Annotated in this window: 22 protein-coding genes; 10 read left to right on the forward strand and 12 right to left on the reverse strand. The window is 66.5% G+C overall.

The features are described 5' to 3' along the window. Nucleotides 1-225: 225 nt before the first annotated feature. The 7 genes from NMQ11_RS12660 to NMQ11_RS12690 form a co-directional block, all read right to left on the reverse strand. A complete protein-coding gene (locus NMQ11_RS12660) occupies nucleotides 226-666 on the reverse strand; it encodes a DUF6653 family protein (protein WP_255168690.1) in 441 nt (146 codons plus the stop codon). A 357-nt stretch (nucleotides 667-1,023) separates the two neighbouring features. Then, nucleotides 1,024-1,365 carry a hypothetical protein gene (locus tag NMQ11_RS12665; RefSeq protein ID WP_255168692.1) on the reverse strand — a complete coding sequence of 114 codons (342 nt, stop codon included), beginning with the start codon at nucleotides 1,363-1,365 and terminating at the stop codon, nucleotides 1,024-1,026. 18 nt (nucleotides 1,366-1,383) lie between these two features. Beyond that, on the reverse strand, nucleotides 1,384-2,265 hold the full coding sequence (locus tag NMQ11_RS12670; RefSeq protein WP_255168693.1) for a homoserine kinase: 882 nt from the start codon (nucleotides 2,263-2,265) through the stop codon (nucleotides 1,384-1,386). Nucleotides 2,266-2,320: 55 nt separating this feature from the next. Further along, nucleotides 2,321-2,665 (reverse strand): hypothetical protein, encoded by a 345-nt coding sequence (locus NMQ11_RS12675; protein ID WP_255168695.1) that lies wholly within the window; start codon nucleotides 2,663-2,665, stop codon nucleotides 2,321-2,323. Between the two features lie 96 nt (nucleotides 2,666-2,761). Then, nucleotides 2,762-4,060: a polysaccharide deacetylase family protein gene (locus NMQ11_RS12680; RefSeq protein WP_255168697.1), complete on the reverse strand. Its 1,299-nt coding sequence runs from the start codon at nucleotides 4,058-4,060 to the stop codon at nucleotides 2,762-2,764. A gap of 95 nt (nucleotides 4,061-4,155) precedes the next feature. After that, nucleotides 4,156-5,448 carry an MFS transporter gene (locus tag NMQ11_RS12685; protein WP_255168699.1) on the reverse strand — a complete coding sequence of 431 codons (1,293 nt, stop codon included), beginning with the start codon at nucleotides 5,446-5,448 and terminating at the stop codon, nucleotides 4,156-4,158. 120 nt (nucleotides 5,449-5,568) lie between these two features. Further along, nucleotides 5,569-6,159: a DUF6149 family protein gene (locus NMQ11_RS12690; RefSeq protein WP_255168701.1), complete on the reverse strand. Its 591-nt coding sequence runs from the start codon at nucleotides 6,157-6,159 to the stop codon at nucleotides 5,569-5,571. A gap of 116 nt (nucleotides 6,160-6,275) precedes the next feature. Here NMQ11_RS12690 and NMQ11_RS12695 point away from each other — a divergent pair, with 116 nt between their 5' ends. From NMQ11_RS12695 to NMQ11_RS12725, 7 genes are all read left to right on the forward strand, one after another. Beyond that, nucleotides 6,276-7,514 carry an NAD(P)/FAD-dependent oxidoreductase gene (locus tag NMQ11_RS12695; RefSeq protein WP_255168702.1) on the forward strand — a complete coding sequence of 413 codons (1,239 nt, stop codon included), beginning with the start codon at nucleotides 6,276-6,278 and terminating at the stop codon, nucleotides 7,512-7,514. 136 nt (nucleotides 7,515-7,650) lie between these two features. Next, nucleotides 7,651-7,869 carry a hypothetical protein gene (locus NMQ11_RS12700; protein WP_255168703.1) on the forward strand — a complete coding sequence of 73 codons (219 nt, stop codon included), beginning with the start codon at nucleotides 7,651-7,653 and terminating at the stop codon, nucleotides 7,867-7,869. 73 nt (nucleotides 7,870-7,942) lie between these two features. Further along, on the forward strand, nucleotides 7,943-8,353 hold the full coding sequence (locus NMQ11_RS12705; protein ID WP_255168704.1) for a DUF7124 domain-containing protein: 411 nt from the start codon (nucleotides 7,943-7,945) through the stop codon (nucleotides 8,351-8,353). Between the two features lie 60 nt (nucleotides 8,354-8,413). Continuing rightward, entirely contained in the window at nucleotides 8,414-9,313 is a 900-nt protein-coding gene (locus tag NMQ11_RS12710; RefSeq protein WP_255168706.1) for an ArsR/SmtB family transcription factor, read from the forward strand. 187 nt (nucleotides 9,314-9,500) lie between these two features. Further along, a complete protein-coding gene (locus tag NMQ11_RS12715; RefSeq protein WP_255168707.1) occupies nucleotides 9,501-10,433 on the forward strand; it encodes an ABC transporter ATP-binding protein in 933 nt (310 codons plus the stop codon). Further along, nucleotides 10,430-11,299, forward strand: coding sequence for an ABC transporter permease (locus NMQ11_RS12720; RefSeq protein WP_255168709.1), 870 nt, complete (start codon nucleotides 10,430-10,432; stop codon nucleotides 11,297-11,299). The genes NMQ11_RS12715 and NMQ11_RS12720 overlap by 4 nt, the downstream gene beginning before the upstream one ends. Before the next feature lie 44 nt (nucleotides 11,300-11,343). Continuing rightward, nucleotides 11,344-11,877: a DUF5815 family protein gene (locus tag NMQ11_RS12725; protein ID WP_255168711.1), complete on the forward strand. Its 534-nt coding sequence runs from the start codon at nucleotides 11,344-11,346 to the stop codon at nucleotides 11,875-11,877. A gap of 74 nt (nucleotides 11,878-11,951) precedes the next feature. On the opposite strand, the gene NMQ11_RS12730 is transcribed toward NMQ11_RS12725, so the two are convergent. Both NMQ11_RS12730 and NMQ11_RS12735 read right to left on the reverse strand, forming a co-directional pair. Continuing rightward, on the reverse strand, nucleotides 11,952-12,329 hold the full coding sequence (locus NMQ11_RS12730) for a type II toxin-antitoxin system VapC family toxin (protein WP_255168712.1): 378 nt from the start codon (nucleotides 12,327-12,329) through the stop codon (nucleotides 11,952-11,954). A gap of 1 nt (nucleotide 12,330) precedes the next feature. Further along, the gene (locus NMQ11_RS12735) at nucleotides 12,331-12,582 is read right to left on the reverse strand and encodes an AbrB/MazE/SpoVT family DNA-binding domain-containing protein (RefSeq protein ID WP_255168714.1); all 252 of its coding nucleotides are present in this window, start codon (nucleotides 12,580-12,582) and stop codon (nucleotides 12,331-12,333) included. 261 nt (nucleotides 12,583-12,843) lie between these two features. On the opposite strand from NMQ11_RS12735, the gene carB reads away from it, so the two are divergent. Together carB and NMQ11_RS12745 are read left to right on the forward strand one after the other, a co-directional pair. Beyond that, nucleotides 12,844-16,029, forward strand: a complete 3,186-nt coding sequence (gene carB, locus NMQ11_RS12740; protein ID WP_255168722.1) for a carbamoyl-phosphate synthase large subunit — start codon at nucleotides 12,844-12,846, stop codon at nucleotides 16,027-16,029. 103 nt (nucleotides 16,030-16,132) lie between these two features. After that, nucleotides 16,133-17,518: a M28 family metallopeptidase gene (locus NMQ11_RS12745; protein WP_255168724.1), complete on the forward strand. Its 1,386-nt coding sequence runs from the start codon at nucleotides 16,133-16,135 to the stop codon at nucleotides 17,516-17,518. 97 nt (nucleotides 17,519-17,615) lie between these two features. Here NMQ11_RS12745 and NMQ11_RS12750 read toward each other — a convergent pair whose 3' ends face one another. Then, nucleotides 17,616-17,876, reverse strand: a complete 261-nt coding sequence (locus NMQ11_RS12750) for a hypothetical protein (protein WP_255168726.1) — start codon at nucleotides 17,874-17,876, stop codon at nucleotides 17,616-17,618. Nucleotides 17,877-18,098: 222 nt separating this feature from the next. Here NMQ11_RS12750 and folP point away from each other — a divergent pair, with 222 nt between their 5' ends. Next, nucleotides 18,099-20,534 (forward strand): dihydropteroate synthase, encoded by a 2,436-nt coding sequence (gene folP / locus NMQ11_RS12755; RefSeq protein ID WP_255168728.1) that lies wholly within the window; start codon nucleotides 18,099-18,101, stop codon nucleotides 20,532-20,534. A gap of 10 nt (nucleotides 20,535-20,544) precedes the next feature. On the opposite strand, the gene NMQ11_RS12760 is transcribed toward folP, so the two are convergent. Next, nucleotides 20,545-21,606, reverse strand: coding sequence for a glycosyltransferase (locus NMQ11_RS12760; RefSeq protein WP_255168729.1), 1,062 nt, complete (start codon nucleotides 21,604-21,606; stop codon nucleotides 20,545-20,547). Between the two features lie 293 nt (nucleotides 21,607-21,899). Continuing rightward, the gene (locus tag NMQ11_RS12765; RefSeq protein ID WP_255168730.1) at nucleotides 21,900-23,519 is read right to left on the reverse strand and encodes a hypothetical protein; all 1,620 of its coding nucleotides are present in this window, start codon (nucleotides 23,517-23,519) and stop codon (nucleotides 21,900-21,902) included. Between the last annotated feature and the right edge of the window lie 109 nt (nucleotides 23,520-23,628).

A 23,628-nucleotide genomic window follows, 5' to 3' on the forward strand; every position in this document is an offset into this window, starting at 1 on the left:
TGATTCTACGCACAACACCAATCTTCACTTTCGCAAATCAAGCCGGATCTCGTGCGACATTTGCGCTATGAGTTCAGCAGAACTTGATCGAACTACCGAATTACTGCCAAGAGTGAACTGCTGAATATAGAGGATGAGTGCAGCACGGCAGTTGCGTTTCTTCCACTCTCGATGTAACGAATCAGCCGTGCTATGGAGTCTACATATTCAGCACGTCGATTATCGCTACTTAACACGTCTGTCGTAACGATCAACCAGATGCCGTAACCACCAGAATTTCAGCACGACGGTCAGAATGGTTCCAAGAGCAGTCTTCAGCGGGCGCTGACGCCACGCAGCATACAGCGTATAGATGCTTGTCAGCACAGCTGCCGTGCTAAAAATGTTTGGCTTGGATACCCCGAGGATACCGTGGCCTTCTTCTCGAACCCACCACTGTTGAGCGAGAACACCCCGCGTCATCCATGCTTCTTCATCCTTGGGTGGGGAGAATACGATTGGGTTGACTACTCCCCACAGTATCGAGAGTACCAAGAGACGCCAAGAACGCCGGTAAATAGCATACGCAATAGCAGGAGCGAGCAGAATTCGCGTCCAGACGCTTTTTGGGTTCGAATGGCGCCTCCAAAACCACTCATCACCCTCATCAGGAACAGCGGAAGCCATAGCTACCAGTGGGAGTTTCTCTTTGATAAACGTAGTCGATGGTGAACACAGATGATGACTACAGTCTCTGTACTGAGCAATCACTATTCGGCGTCGACCACTCTCCGCCTCGCTCCACATTCGCGCTTTGTATTCAGCACGCTCACTGAAAAATAGCACTGATTAAGGGTATCAGCAGAGCCGAACGAGTGGCAACGATCCACCGAACCGTGAGAGTCTTACGTGCCCACAAACTACTACTCGAGTATGAGTAAACGATCGAACGCACGACTGTTCGCACGCGACGCGAAGAAGTGGGCGGCGAAGAAGATTTCCGGTAACCCGCGACGGTAACGTCCGCAGTCCGTTTTCCGGGCCTCAGCGACCCGACGAGAGCACGCCGGCGACGACCAGTCCGAGCACGGCGAGATACACCATCAGAGAGCCGATCCCTGCAGAGAGGAGTCTCGAGGGCGCCACCAACACCCCGATCACGACGAGACCGACGGCGAGAACAACCGTCCCCGCCTGAACCGACGGCCGGTCCCAGTAGCGGTAGACGACCTCGCTGTGGCGGAACGCGGCGATCTCGAAGGCGATCGTTCCGAGCGCACCCAGCAGGAACCACGCGAGCGAGAACGGGGCGCCGACCACGAGAAACGCGCCGGCGAACAGTCCCAGTACCAGCATCGCCAGCAGGCCGTCCGTGAGCCGACTCATCGCGGATTCACCCGTCGCTCAGTCGCGGTAGATCGTCGCGCCGCTCCCGACTCGAGTCTGGTAGGCGCGGCTGTCGATCCCGGTCGCCTCGAAGGCGCCGACCATCGCGCTCGCGACCGCGCGGCGACTCGAGGGCCGACAGACTGCGAGCAGCGTCGGCCCCGCGCCGCTGACGGTGACGCCGGTAGCGCCGGCCTCGAGGGCCGCGGCCCGCACCCGGTCGTAGCCGTCGATGAGCGCGGCGCGTTCGGGGGTGACGATGCCGTCGCCCATGCCGCGACCGACGAGGTCGGGGTCGCCGCGAGCCATCCCGACGGCGAGGGTCGCGGCGTGGCCGACCGTCTCGACGATATCCGCCATCGCGGCCGACTCGGGGACGACCCCGCGGGCGTCGCGCGTCGAGATCGTGATCTCGGGGAGGCAAGCGACGAGCGAGACGTCGGCGTCGACCTGCGTGATTCCGTCGCCGGTGACGATGGTGAAACCGCCGAGCAGCGAGGGGGCGACGTTGTCGGCGTGTGCGGCCCCGGAGACGAGCGCCTCCCCCTCGGCGGCGATCGGCACGAGTTCCTCCCGGCTGAGCCCGCGGTCGTAGAGTTCGTTGAGCGCGACGGCCGCCGCGGCGGCGCTCGCGGCCGAGGAGCCGAGTCCGGAGGAGGGACGGACGCCCTTGTCGATCCGGATGTGGGCGGGGGCGTCGAGCGCCTCGGCGACCGCGCCGACGGTGTTCTTCTCGGGGTCTTCCGGGATGTACTGGCTTCCGGCTCCGGAGACCGAAATCGTCGTCTCGTCGGCGCGTTCGACGCGGACGACGTCCGCGGGCGACTCGAGTGCGATCCCGAAGACGTCGAATCCGCTCCCGAGGTTCGCACTGGTCGCCGGCGCCCGCACGGTAAGCATGGCGAGTCCTACCCACAGGGCGGGCAAAAAGGTAGCGGACGGTGTGGTCGAGCGGTCACTTCTCGTCGGACCGGTGGCGCTCGCCGTACTCCGAGAGCGACTCCCAGCCGAGGGTGTCGCCCATCTCCTCGAGGAGTTCGCCGAGGGTCTCGCCGGGCTCGAGTTCGCGCTCGGTGTCCCGGTCCGGAACGATCTCGCGGTTGTCCTCGTCGACGCGGCCCTGGAAGACGGTTCCGTCCCCGTGGTAGACCGGAACGCCGCCGGTGGTCGTGCCGACGTACGACGCGCCGGCGTGCTCGCCCTCGCTGATCGGCCAGTCGTCGAAGGCCGGATCGGTCCCGGGCGTCGTCGCGTCTCCGGTCGGATCTCGTGCGGTTCCGGGTGGCTGATCGTCGCGCATGGGGAGGCGTAGTACGGCGGCGCTGATAGGTACTGCGCCAGCTAGTGCCACGTCACGTGTCGACACGCGAGTCGAACCACGAGCGTCATCCGGCGGTCAGACGCTGTACGTCTCCTCGACGTCCCTGGGCAGGATCACGTCGACGTCGCCCGCGGACTCGAGTTCGTGCAAATACTCGATCGTCGACTCGAAGTCCGCGAGATCGTCCTCGTCGTCGAGGGCGTGGTAAAACACCGAGGAGATGCCGTTCATCGAGGCCGCCCAGTCGAACGCCTCCCGCGCGCGCTCGAAGTCGGGGTCGCCGATCCGCGAGCAGAGCTGCGGGTTCACCGCGTACCCCTGTGCGGGCGGGCCGCCGGCGAAGCCGAGCGCGTGGTACTTCTCGACGAGTTCGATCGTCGTTGCGTCGTACTCGCCGAACGGGTACGCGAAGTATTGGGCCCCGTCCTCGAAGCCGTGGTCGACGAGCCACTCCTTCGCGTCGCGGATCTCGGCCTCCTGTTCGGCCGCGTCGAGTTCGGACAGCGCCGGGTGGTTCTCGGTGTGACTCGAGATGGTCCACCCCGCATCCGCGAGCTCCTCGATCTGGGCGAGGTCGAGCACCGGCCGGCCGCCGACGCTGCTGGCGCCGACCCGGCCGGGGTTGACGAAGGTGACCGCGGGGTAGCCGTAGCGCTCGAGGATCGGGAACGCCTCGGTGTAGTCGGTCTCGTAGCCGTCGTCGAACTGAATCATCACCTTGCCCCGCTCGGGCCGGGGCGTGAGGTGGAGTTCGTCGCACCAGAAGCGACGGGTGTGCTCGCCCGCCCAGGCGACGATCCGGAGATGCGTGATCGCGGAGAGGTCGGGCGAACCGACGACGTTCGAGACGCCGAAGTTGAACCGCATCGTCGGCAGTCCGCCCTTGACCGCCCGCCGGTAGTCGATCCGGTCGCCGGCGTCGTCGAACAGCTGGATCGTCGGCGACACCATCCGCCCCGACTGGAGCGCCAGCCCGGGAACGGCGGTCGAGAAGTCCCTCGGCGCGTCGAACTCGCGGGCGATCACGACGCTGCTGTCGGCGACGGTCGCCTCGAGGCGGGCGCTCTGGGTTCCCGAGGCGTAGCGGTCGGTGTCCGCCGACAGCGTCCCCTCGAGTGTCGTCCACAGCGAGAGGTCCTCGAAGTCGTCGAGGACCTCGAGGCTCGCGCTCGGGTTCGGGCTCTCGTCGGGGTCAGTCTCGTCTCCTTCGTCGGGGTCGTCCCCGCTCCCCTCGTCGGTCGCTCGCTCGTCGTCGCGTGTCGGTCGGTCGTCGGACGCCGGCGGGTCGTCGTCCGTCCGCTCGAGGGCGCCCGTTTCGGTACAGCCGGCCAGTCCCATCGCCAGGGCTGCGGAGAGGTACGCGCGGCGTTTCATTGTCCACCCGATGACACTCAGGAGACGCTGATTGTTATGGGGCCGTTGTAGCGGCCGGGACGGGCGGTAATCGGCGCGTACGGTGGCGGACGATCTCAGTCGTCCGCCTCGGCGCCGGCAGGCGCCGGTTTCCCCGCCGAAAACCGATCGATACCGACCAGCAGGGCGAGCGAGAGCGCGGCGCCGATCAGGGCGAACGAGGTCACCATCGCGAAGAACGCGGCGGTGCCGTCGAAGGCGCCGAGGACGTAGCCGCCCATCGCGATGCTGGCCGCCCCGAGACCGAACTCGCCGAGGTAGGTGTAGCCATACGACAGGCCGCGCGTGTCGGCGGGCGTGTAGACGGCGACCGCGTCCTGGTAGAACGGCTGGATGGCGAACAGGAAGAAGCCGAAGACGCCACAGAGGGCGACGATCGCGACGAGTCCCATCTCGGTCACCGGAATGAACGCGAGCGCACAGACCGCGAGGATCGCGAAGATGCCGACGAGCCCCTTCGCGGGCGGCAGCCTGTCGGTTAGTTTACCGCCGACGTACTGGCCGGCGATCCCGACGATCAGCAGACCGACGTAGATGTAGAACTCCAGGTCGATGTCGTACTGCTCGAGCGCCGGCACGACCGCGAATCCCTCTATCGCAGGGAGCCCCTCGAGAATGCTGGGGAGGTAGGTGAGCATCCCCCGGTAGAACAGCCCCTCGAAGGTGACGATGACGAAGACGAGGGCGAACGCGCTCGCGAACAGCGTCCGCGAACTCGAGACCAGACCAGAGAGCGAGAGCGCCTCGTTGGGACCGGCGTCGACGTCCTCTGCGACGGCCGCCGTCGAGTCGAAGTTCGCCTGCAGGCCGTAGATCGCCGCGAGGAAACCGGGAACTGCGAGCGCGGCGGCGACGTACTGCCACTCGAGGAAGATCAACAGCGTGGCGGCGACGAACGGGCCGAGCGCGATGCCGACGTTGCCGGCGATGCCGTGCCAGGCGAACACCGTCCCCCGTTCTTCGACGCCGGTGGAGATGAGCGCGAGTCCGGCGGGGTGGTAGATACTGGCGGCGACTCCCCACAGCAGGAGGCCGACGGCGATGGCGTAGATCGACTCGAGGTAGGCGGAGGCCGCGAGGACGACGAACGCGCCGCTCATCCCCGCGAGACACAGCAAGATGAGTCGCTTCGGTCCGTACTTGTCGGCGAGGATGCCGCCGGGGAGCGCCCCGGCGCCGAACGGGGCGTATCCGAGTGCGATAATGAGACCGATGAGGGCGTAGCTCACCTCGAACTCGGCGAGCCAGACGACCAGAAAGATGGGAATCGAGGTTTCGAACCAGTGGACCAGGGAGTGGCCGGCCATCGTGAAGCCGGCGATCGACCTGTCGTTGTCGTTCAGTGCCATGCTCGAGTGCTCTTGCTCGAACAGCGACCGCGGTCGTATTTATCGGCTTGGAAAGCGGCGACGTCGCCGGCGGACTCGAGCGGCGTTCCCTCGAGGCCCGAAGCGAGCGCCTGCGAGTCGTTACTCCCCGTCGTCGTCGCTCACACCGACCGCCTGCGAGACGTCGACGTCCTCGGGTTCCTCCTGGCCGCCGACGACCAGTTCGCCCTCGGCGTTCTCGACGTAGACGTCGTCGGCGAACCCGCCCTCGGCGTGGGGGTGTTCGGGGTCCTCGAGGCGCTCCGGCGTCGACGGCGCGGCCGGAATCCCGCCCTCGGGTTCGAACTCGCCCAGCGGGTCGGCGATGGTGATCCCCCACGTGCTGAAGAAGTCCTCGTAGCGCTCGTAGTGGGCCTCGAGTTCGTCGGCGGGGAACTCCATCATCTCGGTCCAGCCGTGGTTGTAGAAGTCGAAGTTCGCCTGGATGTGGGTGATCTCGCGGGCTTCCGCTTCGGAGTAGCCGGCGCGCAGGGCCTCGAGATAGCTGTCCATCGTCGCCTCGAAGAAGCCGTCGAGGTGGTCTTTTCGCTCCTCGGCGTGGGCGGGATCGGCCTTCTTCGTGAAGATTTTCGTGTGCAGGCGGACCAGCCCGCTGACGGCGACCGAGCGGACGACGGGCGTCTCGAGTGCCTTCCGGGAGGCGAAGTGACGGGCGTTCTGGCGGATCTTCATGGGTGCATATGCGAACGCGAACCTAAAGAGCGATTCGGAGGGGAGACCCCATATGGACCCCCGTAGGATGGACGATATAGCAACCCACTTTAACCCCCGTTACGAACGTTCCGGTCATGACTGAGTACGTCATCATCGGTGACGGGATCTCTGGCAGTTCGGCTGCCGAGACCCTCCGGGAGGAAGACCCGGATGCGAAGATTACCGTCATCACCGATGAGGGGGAGCCGCTGTACAATCGCATTCTGATCAAAGAACACGCGAAGGGTAAACTGCCCGAGGCGCCGATCTCGATCCACGACGAGGAGTGGTACGACGAGCGCGACATCGACCTCTCGCTCAACACCCACGTGACGACCGTCGACACCGACGCGAAGACGCTCCGGGTCCACGAGGGTGAGGACGTCTCCTACGACAAGCTCCTGATCGCGACCGGCGGCACGCCCACCCAGCTCCCCGTGCCCGGCAGCGACGCCGACGGCATCCGTCACTTCTGGACGTTTCAGGACGCCCGCAAGATCCGCGAGGCCGCCGAGAACGCCGACCAGGCGGTCATCGTCGGCGCCGGGCTGCTCGGCATCGACTTCGCCGCGGTCTGTGGTTCACAGGACGTCGAGGGCAAGTACCTGATGCGCGGGGACCGCTGGTGGCGCTACGCGCTCTCGAGGGAGGGCGCCGAGATCATGCACGAGGGCATGCGCGACGTCGGCGTCGAACCCGTCTTCGACAGCGGCGTCGACCACTTCGAGACCGACGACGACGGCCACGTCACCGCCGCCGTCGACCCCAACAGCGAGCGCTACCCGTGTGACTTCGCGGGCGTCGCCATCGGCCTCGACTTCAACACCGAGTTCCTCCACGACGTCGACCTCGAGATGGACAACGGGATCGTCGTCGACCAGTACATGCAGACCAGCCTCGAGGACGTCTACGCCGCCGGCGACCTCACCAGATTCTACGACGTACTCATCGGCGAGCAGGCCCAGAACGGCTCCTGGGGCTCCGCGAAGGAGCAGGGACGAATCGCGGGCGTCAACATGGCAGCCGACGGCGAAGAAGAGGAGTTCGAGTGGGTCTCCTCGTACTCGATCACCCACTTCGACTTCCCCTTCCTCTCGTTCGGCCACCCCACCCTCGGCGACGACCACGCAGAACGCAAGTACTCGGACACCGAGTGGCGACGGATCGCGTTCAAGGACGGGAAGGTCGTCGGCGGCGTCCTCATCGGCGACCTCTCCCCGCAGAGCAAGCTCAAGCAGCTGATGCGCGAACAGCGCGCCGTCTCCGATCAGAAGGACGTACTCCTCGAGAAGAACGTCGACCTCGACGACCTCGCACCGGCCCAGGAGCAGTAAGGCCCGGGCGCACTCCCCTTTCGGTGACGTACTCCCCCAACCCCCGGAGCCACCGCCGTCGCAGTTCGTTCCGCCGATTCGGCCCGTTTCGTGAACCAAACGTTTAAGCCATCAGTGGTAATCGGTAGCACAAGACATGCCCGCCAGTGATGCCGCCGACGGGAGGCTGACGCTCAGCCGAATCGACTCGGTTCCCGCCAGTTCGCGCGTTCGCCACGTCGACGAACTCGCCGACGAGGAGTTGACCCGGTTCACCGAACTGCTCGAGTCCGATCTCGCCGCGACCGACGACGCGGGGTTCGCCCTCGACGACGTGATCGTTTTCACCGAGTACTACCGCGTGACACAGGGCTGAGCGCGGCGTCCGCGAGAGTCGGGTCGTCGGCGGTATCGAAGCCGTTTTTGCCCGTGCGCGTCACCGTTCGCACATGAACGGCGGTAGCGACATGACCCTCGCGTTCGAACTCGAGGCGCTGAAAGCGCTCTCCTCGCCGGAGGCGGTCTTCGACGACGCCCGCGGCTGGAGCACCTACGTCGGCGTCGTCTCCGAGGAGCCCACCTACGTGGTGACGAACTTCACGCGCAAGAACCGCATTCGCCAGGACTTCTTCTCCGGCCCCCGCGGCAAGGCCGAGAGCCTCGAGAGCGTCAGAAACCAGTTCGACACCGACCGCCACGTCTTCATCGGCGTCTCCGCCGAAGACGAGGCGCTCGCCGATCGCCTCGAGTGGGAGTACCTCGCCGTCGAGGACGCCGCCGAGGCCGCCGAGTGGACGGTCGCGGCCGACGACGACGGCGCGGCCGACGAGCCCGAACCCGTCCGCGACGACTGGCCCTGACCGGCCCGTACCGGCCGTTCGAGCGACGGTGCGGCCAGCGTCTCCGATGTGTCCCGACAGATGAGTTCGACTACCGATCCCCGAATCGACCAGGCTCTCGTCGACGCGATCGCCGCGCTCGGCAACCGGACGCGCCTCGAGATCCTGCTGGCGCTCGCCGAGGCCGAACGAGAGCACCGAACGCAGGGGTACCGGCTGTCGTTTACGGAGCTCTACAACGCGATCGACGTCGAGAGCACGTCCCAGTTCTCCTACCACCTCACCCAGCTCGTCGGGCAGTTCGTCGCCGAAACGCCGGATGGGTATCGGCTAACTTACAGCGGGGATCGGATCGTTCGAACGGTGCTCTCCGGGCTGTACGAACACAGCCGGTCGTTCGACGCGATCGACGTCGACGGAGTCTGCGTGTTCTGCGAGAAGTCGACGCTCGCCGCCGCCGTCGACGAGGAACACTTCGTCGTCCGCTGTCGCTCCTGTGAGTCGACCCTGCTGACCGACCTGTTACCCCGGAGTCAGACCCGCGGCCGGTCGGCGGCGGCGGTCGTCGACAGCGTCGGCACCCGGATCTGGGGGTCGCGGGTGCTGGTCGCGGGCGGCGTCTGTCCGGTGTGTTACGGACGGGCCGACGCTGCCGTCGACGCCCACCGAAGCGGCGACCGCCACCTGTACACCGTCGACCACACGTGTCGGGAGTGCCGACTCGCGGTTCACATACCCCTCGAGGCGACAGCCGCGTTTCACCCGGCGGCGATCGGCTTCTTCTGGGACCACGGCATCTCCCTGCAGGACCGGCCGCTGTGGGAGTTCTTCGAGTTCATCGTCACCGGCGCCGTGACCGCCGACGTCGCCGCCGTCGACCCGCTCGAGGCGACGGTCGAGATCAGCCTCGACGGCGAGACGCTCCGGCTCGCGGTGGACGACGACCTGCGGGTGACGACCGTACCGGCCGACGATCGGTGATCGGCCGAGTCGCTACACGGGTCTCGTCCGGCCACCGAAACGATCGCGCCCTCGCTCAAACATATTTGAGTAGGTTCGCTGTCAAAATGTACCAAATTTGATAATACTTATCCCCGCTGCCGCGTATGACTCCCTATGTGCTCCGCAGCGAGACCGGATGTCGTGACGGCGTTCTGGGAGGTAACGTATGGCGGCGATTGAACTCGAGGGGCTGACGAAACGGTTCGGCGACGTGGTCGCCGTCGACGGGCTCGACCTCACGATCGAGGAGGGCGAGATCTTCGGCTTCCTGGGGCCGAACGGCGCGGGCAAGTCGACGACGATCGACATCCTGCTGGATTTCATCCGGCCGACTGACGGGACGGCAACCGTCCTCGGCCACGACGCCCAGGCTGACGGACTGGCCGTTCGCAGTCGAACGGGTGTCCTCCCGGACGGCTATCACGTCTACGACCGACTCACCGGTCGCCAGCACGTCGAGTTCGCCGTGAAGATGAAAGGCGTCGACGAGGAGCCGATGGACGTCCTCGAGCGGGTTCGGATCGCCGACGCCGCCGACCGGAAAGCGGGCGGCTACTCGAAGGGGATGCGCCAGCGGCTGGTGCTCGCGATGGCGCTCGTCGGCGACCCCGACCTGCTCGTCCTCGACGAACCGTCGACCGGACTCGATCCGAATGGCGCCCGCGAGATGCGCGAGATCATCCGCGAGGAGAACGCCCGTGGGACGACGGTGTTCTTCTCGAGTCACGTCATGGAACAGGTCGAGGCCGTCTGCGACCGCGTGGCGATCATCAACCGCGGCCAGCTGGTGGCCGTCGACACGATCGACGGACTTCGGAACGCGACGGAAACCGGCGAGACGCTGTACGTCTACGTCGCGAAGCTCGACGAGGACGTTCTCGAGCGCGTCCGGGGGCTCGAGGGGGTCGCCAGCGCGTCGATCGACGACGGCCGCTTGCGAGTGGGCGTCGGCGGCGTCTCGAAGTTCGCCGTGCTGCACGCCATCGACGAGATCACGCCGATCCAGGACTTCTCGGTGGTCGAGTCGTCGCTCGAGGACCTGTTCGTCCGCTACACGAACGAGAGCCAGGAGAACGAGAGCCAGGAGGTCGAGGCATGACCTGGCTCACCGTCGCCGCGAAGGACTTCCGGGACGCCGTCCAGTCGCGGGCGCTGTGGGCGCTCGTCGCCGTCTTCGTCGTCCTCTCGATCGTCTCCACGTACGCCTACCTCGAGGTGCCGGAGATGTTCGGCTCTCCCGAAGGAGCGACGTTCGGCGGGCTGTTGTTCTTCACCGTCGGGCTCGTCGGGCTGTTCGTCCCGCTGGCGGCGATCGTCGTCTGTTACAAGTCCCTCGCGGGCGAGCGCGAACTCGGGAGCATCAAACTGCTGCTCTCGCTGCCGACCACCCGCGGGCAGGTGTTCGCCGGGAAGGTCCTCGGCAGAGCCGCAGTCCTCGCGTTCGGTCTCGGCGTCGGGCTGGTCGTCGGCCTCGGATTCGGCGCCGCGCTGCTCGGCGAGATCGACGCCGTCGCGGTGCTGGCGTTCGTGCTCGTCACGCTCGCGTTCGCGGCCGTCTACGCGACGATCGTCGTCGGCATCTCGGCGACGACGGGGTCGACCTCCCGGGCGACGACGCTGGCGCTCGGCTTCTTCGTCGTCTTCGAGCTCCTCTGGGACGTCGTCCCGATGGGGATTCTCTACGTCGTCGAGGGCTTTTCGTTCCCGGCGACGATCCCCGACTGGGTCTTTACGGTCACCCAGGTGTCTCCGTCGTCGGCGTACTTCTCGACGATCGTCGCGCTGTTGCCCGACCTCGCGGAAACCGTCGGCGCCGATCCGGGGCAGGCGGGCGCCGGTGTCGAGGTGACTGCCGAGGCCGAACCGCTGTACGCGAGCCCCGAGATCGGGATCGTCGTCCTGCTCCTGTGGCTGCTCGTTCCCCTCGCCGTCGGCTACGTGCGGTTCACCGCGTCCGATCTCTGAGTCGAGTCGCCGCCCTTATGGCCGGCCCGACCCAATCGCGCTCAATGGCCGAGCCCCGCGTACCGGGTGGCGAGGACACCACCCTCGAGCTCCCCTGTGGAATCCGCGTCGACCCCAGAGACGTCGACCTCGGGATGCGCGAGTACAGCTGTTCCTGCGGGGACACCCACGCCGTCGTGATGGACCTCCACCCGCCCTCGCGGTTCGTCCCCGAGTCGCTCGTCGACGTCCTCCGCGAGACCGTCGAGACCGACGACGACTTCGATGAGTTCGGCACGCCCCACCTGATGGGGATCGTCCTGGAGGAGTTCCCCGAACAGGTCGCGGTGTACGACGCCTCGGAGGAAGGCGGCGTCGGCTACACCCTGCTGTGGATGACCGACTTTGACTCGAGGCGCCTCCACGAGATAATCGTCGAGCTCATCGTCGAACTGATGGAACACGCGGTGAGCCACGCCGACGACGAGGCGACGATGACCGAGTTCGAGCAGCAGATGCTCGAGTTCGACGTGAGCGAGTTCGTCGAGGAGTACCGGCGGATGCGCGATTTCGAGAGCGAGCACGACCGGGCGGTGTGAGGGGCGGGTGCCCCCGCGCCCTCGAGTGAACTGAATGTGGGGCCGAAACGCCGGTCTGCTCGTGCTAACCCCCGTCAGTCGAGGCCGTCCTCGAGGGGGATTCGCTCGCTCGCAACGTCGTCGATCCTGCTGTCCGACGAGATTATCGGACTCGAGTCGGCGTAGGCGACGTGGTAGGCGTCGAACGCCGTCAGGCCGTCGCTGTCCATGTAGTCGACCGCCTGGAACAGCACGTCCTCGTTCTCGGCGACCTCCGCGATGTCGAGAACGTGTGCCAGCATCTCCATTCGATCGAACTCGAACCGATCGGAGATCACGAGCAACTCGAGCAGCGTCGCCCTCGAGGTGTAGATCTCCCCGCTGTACTCGCGCGCGATCTCGACGGCGTTCTCCTGGAGCCAGTCGTCGTCTTTTGCGAGGGCGATGAAAAAGTCCGTGTCGGCGTAGATCATCCTACTGCGTCTCGTCGTCTACCGCGTCTTCTCGAGCGGCCTCGCGGGCCTCGCGCTTGATCTCCTCGACGGATCGCCCCTCGAAGGCGCCCCCGACGGCCGCACGAAGACCCTCGACGGGGTCGTCCTCGAGCGGAATCAGCTCGATCCGATCCCTGAGCTTGACGACGCGGTACCGGTCGCCGAGCTCTTCGCGGATTTCGTACGGGATGACGATCCGCCCCCGGTCGTCTGCAACCGCAGTTTTACTCATTGCGTCTACAGTACGTGGGAACGCCCAAAAGTGTTCCCACAGTTTCAAAGGTCAACACCACGATTCGAGACCGTTCCCACAACATACGGCCTGGAACCGCCGTGGCTCCCTCGCTACCGACTGCGACGGTGCTGGGACACCCCGAAGGAGTCCGCCGCGGTGCCGACGAACGGTTGGGTTCGAATTTCGAAACATCCCTTCGGGAATCGTAATAGTTCGTGGGGCTTATTACGATGTACGAACTTCGGACGTACAGGACCAATGAGTACGGACCACCACGCCGGCTCCGAGACGGGGGCCGAAGCCGGGGACGGACGCACGATACTGCTGATCGGCAGCGGACCGATTCAGATCGGACAGGCCGCGGAGTTCGACTACTCCGGGGCCCAGGCCTGCCGGGCGCTCGCAGAGGAGGGCGCTCGAGTCGTGCTCGTCAACTCGAACCCCGCGACGATCATGACCGACCCGGAGATGGCCGATCGGGTGTACATCGAGCCCATCACCACAGAAGCCATCGCCGAGATTATCCGGAAGGAGCGGCCGGACGGCGTCATCGCCGGGCTGGGCGGCCAGACCGGGCTGAACGTCACCGCCGAACTCGCCGAAGAGGGGGTGCTCGAGGAGTACGACGTCGACATCATGGGCACTCCGCTGGAGACGATCTACGCGACGGAGGACCGCGACCTCTTCCGCCAGCGCATGGAGAAGATCGGCCAGCCGGTACCCCGGTCGACCACCATCTCGCTCGAGGCGGGCGAGTCTGTCTCCGAACTCACCGAAGTCGACCTCGTGGCGCGCGTCGAGAAGGCCGCGGCGGCGGTCGGCGGCCTCCCCGTCATCGCCCGGACGACCTACACCCTCGGCGGCTCCGGTTCGGGCGTCGTCGAGGAAATGGACGAACTCGTCGAGCGCGTCCGGAAGGGGCTGCGCCTCTCGCGGAACAACGAGGTGCTCGTTACGGAGTCGATCGCCGGCTGGGTCGAACTCGAGTACGAGGTGATGCGCGACGCCGACGACTCGTGTATCATTATCTGCAACATGGAGAACATTGACCCGATGGGCATTCATACGGGGGAATCGACGGTCGTCACGCCCTCGCAGGTCATCCCCGACGACGGCCACCAGGAGATGCGGACCGCGGCGCTGGACGTGATCCGCGAGCTCGGCATCCAGGGCGGGTGTAACATCCAGTTCGCCTGGCGCGACGACGGCACCCCCGGCGGCGAGTACAGAGTGGTGGAGGTCAACCCGCGCGTCTCCCGGTCCTCCGCGCTGGCCTCGAAGGCGACCGGCTACCCGATCGCGCGCGTCACCGCGAAGGTCGCTCTCGGCAAGCGCCTCCACGAGATCGAGAACGAAATCACGGGCGAGACGACGGCGGCGTTCGAGCCGGCTATCGACTACGTCGTCACCAAGGTGCCGCGCTGGCCCAAGGACAAGTTCGACGACGTCGAGTTCGAACTCGGCACCGCGATGAAGTCCACCGGCGAGGCGATGGCGATCGGCCGCACCTTCGAGGAGTCGCTGCTGAAAGCCCTCCGATCCTCCGAGTACGAGCCGAACGTCGACTGGGCCGACGTGAGCGACGCAGACCTCGAGGCCGAGTTCCTCGAGAAGCCCACCCCCGACCGCCCGTACGCCATCTTCGAGGCGTTCGAGCGCGGCTACACCGTCGAGGACGTGATCGAACTCACGGGAATCGAGGAGTGGTACGTCGAGCGCTTCGAGAACGTCGCGGACGCCTCCGTCGCGGCCGCGAACGGGGAGTTCGCGGAGGCCGCCGAGCTCGGCTTTACGAACCAGCAGGTCGCGGCGATGGCGGGCGCCGAGGGTGAGACGTCCGTGGAAGCGGTCGAATCCGCCGCCCCCGAGCGCTCGTTCAAGCAGGTCGACACCTGCGCGGGCGAGTTCGCCGCGTCGACGCCGTACTACTACTCCGCCCGCGACGCCCTCGAGTCTGGCCCCTCGCCGATCGCCCGCGACGAGGTGCAGGTCGACCGCGACGTCGAGAGCGTCGTGGTCGTCGGCGGCGGCCCGATCCGGATCGGCCAGGGTGTCGAGTTCGACTACTGCGCCGTCCACGCGGTGCGCGCCCTGCGGGAGATGGGGATCGACGCCCACGTGGTGAACAACAACCCCGAGACGGTGTCGACCGACTACGACACCTCCGACGGGCTGTTCTTCGAGCCGATCACCGCAGAAGAGGTCGCTGACATCGTCGAGACCACCGGCGCCGACGGCGTGATGGTCCAGTTCGGCGGGCAGACCTCCGTCGACATCGGCGAACCGCTCGAGGACGAACTCGCCCGCCGCGACCTCGACTGTGCGGTGATGGGGACCAGCGTCGAGGCGATGGACCTGGCAGAGGACCGCGACCGGTTCAATCGGCTGATGGACGACCTCGGAATCGCACAGCCGGAGGGCGGCGCGGCCCACAGCCGCGAGGAGGCCCTCGAGCTGGCCCACGAGATCGGCTACCCCGTGCTCGTGCGCCCCTCCTACGTCCTCGGCGGGCGCGCGATGGAGGTCGTCTACGACGATAGCGAACTCGAGCGCTACATCGAGGAAGCAGTCCGTGTCAGTCCGGACAAGCCGATCCTCGTCGACGATTTCCTCGAGGGCGCGGTCGAACTGGACGTCGACGCCGTCTCGGACGGCGAGGACGTCCTGATCGGTGGCATCATGGAACACGTCGAGAGCGCGGGGGTCCACTCCGGCGACTCGGCGTGTGCGATCCCGCCGCGCTCGCTCGACGCGGAGACGCTGGGACGGGTGCGCGAAGTGACCGAAGACATCGCCACCGCGCTCGAGACGGTCGGCCTGCTGAACGTTCAGCTTGCGGTGAAGGACGGAGACGTCTACGTGCTCGAGGCAAACCCCCGCTCCTCGCGCACGGTGCCGTTCGTCTCGAAGGCCACGGGCGTTCCGATCGCGAAACTCGCGGCGAAGGTGATGGCCGGCGAGTCCCTGGCTGATCTCGACGTCGCAGAGCAGATCCCCGAGCACACCTCGATCAAGGAAGTCGTGTTGCCGTTCGACCGCCTTCCCGGCTCGGACCCCCGCCTCGGCCCGGAGATGAAGTCCACCGGCGAGGTGATGGGAACCGCGAGCGAGTTCGGAACCGCCTACTGGAAGGCCCAGCAGGCGGCGTCCAACGCCGCGAGCGAGGGAACGGCGGTAGTGGGCCTCGAGGTAGAAGGCTTCGAGGAGTTCTTCGACCTCGCCGAGTTCGACGACGTGCCGCAGGCGATCCGCGAGGGGAAGGTCGACTTCGTCGTCAGCCGCGACCGCGCGGCCCTGGAGACGGCCGTCGAGGAGGACGTCCCGTACCTGTCGACGGAAGCGAGCGCGGCGGCGTACCTCGAGGGGCTCGCGGCGAGCGAGGGAGACCTCGAGGTCGCCGCGGTGACGGATCGGCCGACGCGGACGGCACAGTGGGGCGGCTAAGTCGCGGCGGCTCGAGCGACCGCGCGTTTTCACCTCGCAGAGAGTCGGCGAGACGCTCCGGGTATCCGAATAGTCAACACCCGCCGCGCGAATTGCGACAGTCATGTCCCGACTTCCGAACGACGTCGTCGGTGAGGCCTACCGCAGCGACGTCGGCTGGCGACTGCTCGAGGAGCTCGTCGACCTGAACAACCGAATGCCCGGCCAGGCGGGCGAGCACCGCGGCGCCGAGTACGTCCGCGAGCGCTTCGAAGAGAGCGGCCTGGCGGACGTCACCGTCACCGAGTTTCCGATTCCGGGGTGGTGGCGCGGCGAGTGCTCGCTCGAGTTGCACGGCCGCGATCCGCCACAGCGGTTCGAGCGCTCCCACGAGCTCGTCGAACTCCCCGGCACGCCCGCGGGAGAGGTCACCGGCGAGATCGTCGACGTCGGCTACGGCGTCCCCGAGGACTTCGAGGACTTGGACCTCACCGGCAAGATCGCGATGGCCTACAGCCTCACCCCCGAGGACTACGGACGGTGGGTCCACCGCGGCGAGAAGTACGGCTACGCCGTCGAGGCCGGCGCCGAGGGCTTTCTCTTTCGCAACCACGTCGAAGGCTGTCTGCCGCCGACGGGCGACGTCGGGAAGATCGACCGCGAGGGAGAGATCCCCGCCGTCGGCCTCAGCACGGAGGTCGGCGACCGCCTGCTGCGGTACTGCGAGCGCGGGAACGTCGAAGCGACGCTGTCCGTCGACTGTCGAACCGAACCCGCGACCTCGCGAAACGTCGAGGCCGCCGTCGGCCCCGACACCGACGAGGAGGTGCTCTTTACCGCCCACGTCGACGGCCACGACGTCGGCACCGCCGCCAACGACAACGGCGCGGGAACCGCCATCGCCGTCGAGGCCGCCCGCATCCTGAAGCGAGTCGAGGACGACCTCGAGACCCGCGTCCGGTTCGTCGTCTTCGGCGCCGAGGAGACGGGCCTCTACGGCTCGTACTACTGGTCGCACACCCACGACCTCGAGCGGGTGAAGTGCGTGGTGAACGTCGACGGCGTGGGCTACTCCCGCGATCTGAAGGTCTACCACCACGGCTTCGAGGAGATCGGCGAGGCGTTCGACGCGGTCGCCGACGAGTACGGCGTCGAGATCCCGTCCGCGGGGACGATCCGTCCCCACAGCGACCACTGGCCGTTCGCCCAGCGGGGCGTGCCGGCGGCCCAGGGCGTCTCCGTCCGCGACGACGACGGCCGGGGCTGGGGCCACACCCACGGGGATACGCTCGACAAACTCGACCCGCGGGACCTGCGCGAACTCTCGATTCTCTGTGCCGCGGGGCTGGCTCGTCTCGCCGAGCGGGACCGACCGGTCGAGCCCGTCGACGAGGCGGAGATCCGCGAGGCGACGGAGGCCGGCGGCTACGACGTCGGCATGAAGGCCGTCGACAATTGGCCGTGGGGCGACGAACGACCGTGGCCCTGGCGTGACGAACTCGAGCGATAGCCCAGTCCCCGCCGATCGTCGCCGACCACCGAAAAATCGTCTCGAGTGCGGCGCCGCGGTGGCACCGACGGTACCCTTCCCAGGTCCTCGAGTGCGGTTACGCGCTGTACTCGACGGGGTCGACCGCTTCGCCGTCGACTTCGATCGCCGTCTCGCCGTCGAACACCGTGATGTCGGCGATCCGCCCCGAGAACTCGACGCGGAGGTCCGCGCCGTCGACGGTGCCTTCGATCGACGTTCCGGAGGTGGTCGTCGTCTCCGCGAGCGCGTCGTCCGTGACGATGCCGAGCGCGCCGTCGACCGTGATTTCGAAACTCGAGGGGTGACCCTGACTACCAATTGCCAATTCGTGTGCCATACTGGGAGTACGATTCGAACAAACCAGTATAAGCTTTTCCGAACTCTCATAGGTAAGAAAAGCCGAAAGTACCGAGAACGGGTATTGCAGCCGTCGAACACGGTCCGTATCTATGTCCTACTCGAGTGGAGCGTTCGGGCTGGCCGCAGGGACGCCGGAGCCGACGGCGCTCGTTCGAGGCGTCTCCGACACCCTAAAGCGGTCGGACTCAGTGGTTCGGATATGGAGTACCACGAGGCGGCCGAGACCCTCTTCGGCCTTCGCCGGTTCCGGCCGAAACCCGGCACCGAGTCGACCGCGGACTTCCTCGACCATCTGGGGAACCCACACGAGGACCTCGACGTCGTGCAGATCGCCGGCTCCAACGGGAAGGGGAGCACCGCGCGAATGCTCGAGTCCACCCTGCGGGAAGCCGGCCTCTCCGTCGGCCTCTACACCTCGCCACACCTCGAGGACGTCCGCGAGCGGATCCGGGTCGACGGACGAAAGATCCCGCGGTCGGCGGTCACCGCGTTCGTCGAGCGCTCGCGGGAGTACGTCACCGAGCGGGCCGCAGACGGTGAGTCGCCAACCTTCTTCGAGGCGATGACCGCGCTCGCACTGTGGCAGTTCGGCCGGGAGGACGCCGACGTCGCCGTCCTCGAGGTCGGCATCGGCGGCCGCTACGACGCGACGAGCGTCGTCGATCCGGTCGCGAGCGCGGTCACGAGCGTCACCCTAGAGCACACGGGGATCATCGGCGACACCGTCGAGGAGATCGCCCGCGACAAGGCTCACGTCGTCCCCGAGAGGAAGCCCCTCGTCACCGGCCTCTCGGGGAGCCCGCTCGAGGCCGCCCGCGAGGTCGCCGGCGCGGTCGTCACCGTCCGTCCCGACGAGGACGCCGACGTCCGGGTCGCCTACGAGGGACGGGCGAACCACACCGAGGCCGCCGTCTCCGTGACGGGCGACGACTGGGAGCTCGAGGCGCGGATTCCGCTGCTGGGCGAACACCAGGCCGAGAACGCGGGGATCGCCGCGACGCTCGCCCGACAGATCGCCGACGTCTCGCAGGCCGACCTCGAGCGGGGACTACGAAACGCCCACTGGCCGGGTCGGTTCGAGGTGATGGAAACCGAGCCGCTGGTCGTCCTCGACGGCGCGCACAACCCCGGCGCCTGCGAACGCCTCGCCGAGACGCTCTCGTCGTTTTCCTACGAGAATCTCCGCCTCGTCGTCGGCGCAATGCACGACAAGGACCACCACGAGATGGCCGCGGCGCTGCCGACGCCCGAGACGGTCGTCGCCTGCGAGCCGGACCTCGAGCGCAGCGAGGAAGCGGCGGTTCTCGCGGCGGTGTTCGAGCGCGCCGGCGCCCCCGACGTCCGGACCGAACCGGCCGTACAGGACGCCCTGGCGTGCACGCTCGAGGCCGCGGGCCCCGACGACTGCGTGCTCGTCACCGGCTCGCTGTTCGCTGTCGCCGAGGCTCGCGCCCGGTGGACGCGAACGCCCGTTCCGAAGTCGGTTCGCGACCGCGCGGACGCCCGCGCGGTCCTCGAGGGTGCCGACGTGACCGAGGAGACCCGAGATCGAACCGACGGGGCGGCCGTCCACCGCGTCGTCCGGACGAGCCTGCAGCGCCGCCAGGCCCGGCGAATCGAGCGCGAACTCCTCGCCGCCGGCGGCGAGTGTGCGCTCTCGGCCCTCGAGGGTGACGACCGCGTCGACGCCGTCCTCATGGGGACCCTGGCACAGTTCGAGACCGCCGTCGCGCGCCTCGAGAGTGGCTCGAACGGGCTCGACGACGTCGCCCGCGAGCTGTGTGAGCTCCTCGAGATCGAGCCGCCCTCCCCCGAGAGGTCGTACCCGTGGACGGACCGACCCGCCGTCATGGGCATCCTGAACGTCACGCCGGACAGCTTTCACGACGGCGGCCGCTACGACGGCGTCTGCGACGCCGTCGCGCGCGCCGAGTCGATGCTCGAGGCGGGCGTGGACGTCATCGACGTCGGCGGGGAGTCGACCAGACCGGGCGCGGAGCCCGTCCCCGTCGAAGCGGAGATCGACCGCGTCGTCCCCGTCGTCGAGCGCCTCGCCGATCGCGACGCGCTCGTCTCCGTCGACACCCGGAAGGCCGCCGTCGCCGAGGCCGCCCTCGAGGCCGGCGCGGACATCATCAACGACGTCTCGGGGCTCGAGGACCCGGAGATGCGCTTCGTCGTCGCCGAGCACGACGCGCCGCTGGTCCTGATGCACAGCATCGACGCGCCCGTCGTTCCCGGCCGGGAGGTCGACTACGACGACGTCGTCGCCGACGTGCTCGACCAGCTCGCAGAGCGCGTGTTGCTCGCCGAGAAGGCCGGTATCGACCGCGAGGACGTCATCGTCGATCCGGGAATCGGGTTCGGAAAGTCGGCCCGCGAGAGCTTCGAACTGCTCGACCGGATCGGCGAGTTCCGCGCGCTCGGCTGTCCGATCCTCGTCGGTCACTCCCACAAGTCGATGTTCGACCGCGTCGGCGCCGCTGCCGGCGAGCGCCTCGCGCCGACCGTCGCCGCCTCGGCGCTGGCGGCCGACCGCGGTGTCGATATCGTCCGCGTCCACGACGTGCCCGAGAACGTCGCGGCCGTCCGGACGGCCCTGGCGACGCGCCGGCCCTCGCTGCTCTCCGAGTGACGGCCGAGTTCTACAGCAGTTCGGACGCCGCCTGCAGCTCCCGGTAGGCCTCGAGGTAGCGCCGGCTCACCGGGCGCCTGCCGAACGACTCGAACGCCGGCTCGTAGTCGCGGTGTTCGAGCCGGCCGGCCTCGACGATCGCGCTCGTCAGCTCCTCCTCGCTGGTCGTCCGGAACCCCCGCTCGCGGCCCTCGACGAGTTCGTGTGCGCTGGAGGCGGCGTGGTACTCGACGACGCCGACGCAGCCGCTCGCGAGCGCCCAGAGCAGTTCCTCCGGAAACACGCAGTGGGTCGCCGTCTGGACGAACACCCGCGCGCTCCGGTAGATCGAGAGACGCTCGTCCCGCGAGACGTCGCCGGCGAACGTCACGCGGTCGGCGAGCCGAAGGTCCTCCGTCAGCTCCTCGTAGCGCTCGCGCTCGGGTCCGTCGCCGACGACCGTCGCCGTCCACTCGCGCTGGCGCAGTTCCGCGAGCGCCAGCAGCAGACTCTCGAGGTTCGCCTCCTCGTCGAGGCGTCTGGCGTAGACCACGTCGGTCGCCTCGCCGGGGTCGGTAGCACGGATCCGCTCGAGGTCGATCGGCGTCGGGATCACCGCGACCTGGTCGTCGCTCGCTCCCCGCTCGCGAATCCAGGTCTCGACGAGCCGCGAGGGTGTGACGATCGTCGGCGACCGGCTGGCCGCGAGGCGGTGCCAGCGGTCGTCGGGGACGCCGCCGTCGCCGTACCACTCGACGAGCAGCGGCGCGCGTGCGAGCGTGCCGGCCGTACTCGCCGCGAGGACCTGGCCGGGGGGTTCGGCGCGGGCGTGGATCACGTCCGGACCGAGCCGACGGATCGCGAGCGGAAGCCGCGAGTAAAACGACCGTGGGGACTCGCGGTCGGCCGCGACGCCGTGATAGACGATCCCGTCTCGCTCGAGCGTCCGTCGCTCGCCGGGCCAGAAGCGGGTACAGAACAGGTGGACGTCGTGGCCGTGATCTCGGAGGAGTTCGAGCACCGTCTGGAACCGCTCGTTCGTCTCCGTCGACCGGTGGTGGATCGTGTCGACGGAGACGAACGCGATTCGCATCTGTGTCGGTACTGTACGTGGAATCGTAAAAATGCTATCTGTTTCTACTGGCGTGAGTCCTCGCCTGATGACGGCGGACGCTGGCTCTGTGCGGCCCGTTCGTGGGTCGGACTCGAGTCGCCCTCGAGCGTCCGGAAACGGAGGTCATCCACTGATCGCAGTGCTGAACGAATCTTCGAGTGTCATAGGAGCGTTCGAAAAAGGGTGTAGCCGATGTCTCGTCCCCCGAACCGGGGGTAGCCGGATAGGGCGCCGTTACCCGTGATCCGGGCGACTGACACCCGAAGTTCGGATCACTCTTCCGACGGTCCGCCCTGTCGATCTGCCACGTCGCTGGAGATCTCGTCGATCATCTCGTGCGTCGTGTCGTGGATCTGGTCTCGAAGATCCTGCTGCTGCGTGGAGTCACCGTTCTTCTTCTCGTCCTTCGGTTCCTCCTTCTTGTCGCGGTCTTTGTCCTTCTTGTCGCGGTCTTTGTCCTTCTTATCCCGATCCTTCTTATCCCGGTCTTTGTCCTTCTTGTCGCGGTCTTTGTCCTTCTTGTCGCGATCCTTCTTATCTCGGTCCTTCTTATCTCGGTCCTTCTTATCCCGGTCTTTGTCCTTCTTGTCGCGATCCTTCTTATCCCGGTCTTTGTCCTTCTTGTCGCGATCCTTCTTATCCCGGTCTTTGTCCTTCTTGTCGCGATCCTTCTTATCCCGGTCTTTGTCCTTCTTGTCGCGATCCTTCTTATCCCGGTCTTTGTCCTTCTGGTCGTGGTCTTTGTCCTTCTTGTCGCGGTCTTTGTCCTTCTTATCCCGGTCTTTGTCCTTCTGGTCGTGGTCTTTGTCCTTCTTGTCGCGGTCTTTGTCCTTCTTATCCCGGTCCTTCTTGTCGTCCTTCTCCTTCTCGGGTTCTTCTTCAACCTTCTTTTCAGGCTCTTTGGTCGGCTCTTTCCCAGGTTCTTCGGGTTTCTCCGCTGGTTCTTTCTCAACCTTCTTTTCAGGCTCTTTGACCGGTTCTTTTTCGGGTTCCTCCTCAACCTTCTCTACTGGCTCCTCGACACGTTCCTTCTCGGGTTCTTCCTCAACCTTCTCTACTGGCTCCTCGACCCGCTCTTTCTCGGGCTCTTCGACCGGCTCTTTCGCAGGCTCTTCTTCAACCTTCTCTACCGGTTCTTCGACACGTTCCTTCTCGGGCTCTTCGACCGGCTCTTTCGCAGGCTCTTCCTCAACCTTCTCTACCGGCTCCTCAGCCTTCTTTTCAGGCTCCTCGGCCGGTTCTTTCGCCGGTTCCTTTGCTGGCTTCTCCGCGGGCTTCTCGACACGCTCCTCGTCTTCGAGCTCGAGGGCGACGGGTTCGCCCTTGTGGTCGGCCGTTAGCACGTACGTACCGTCAGCCAGTCCCTCGAACGTGAACTCGTCGTTGGCCGCGACGATCTCGGTGACGGTCAGCGGCTCGCCCTCCTCGGTACCGAGTTCGCCGCAGTCGAGCTCGACGGTGAGTTCGTACTGCTCGTCCATCTCGTCGGTATCGTCGGCCATCGTGTCGTCGGCCGCCGCATCGAGGTCGTCACTCTCGTTTACCGTGACGTTCACGTCGACGTCGTTCGGATTCGTGACGGTGATCTCACCACCCGCGTCCGTACACTCGTAGGCGACCTGCAACGCCTCGAGGTCGGTCTCGGTCGCGTCGTCGGCCGGTTCGGCGACGCCGGATGCGCCGGCACCCGCCGTCAACCCCACGACGACCATCAGCGTGAGTAGAACTACTAACCCTGAGTACAGTCGTTTTGAACGCACTATACGCCCCTCTGCTCGTGACTTATCTCTCATTCCTATCGACCGCCGGTAGAAGCTAACGTATACCCTAATCTTTGTTATGGAGAGCGGACAGCCCGACTGCGGGTCGTCCCGGCTGTCCCTTTTATCCACCCCCAATTAATTCGAATTCAGCCGAGAGAATATATCCTTTTGTCGCCGATGAATTGGCCCTTTCGGGCGTTCTGAAACCGTTTCACCGCGTTCGGCGCGTAAAACGCGC

This window comes from Natrononativus amylolyticus, from assembly GCF_024362525.1.
Classification (GTDB): Archaea; Halobacteriota; Halobacteria; order Halobacteriales; family Natrialbaceae; genus Natrononativus; species Natrononativus amylolyticus.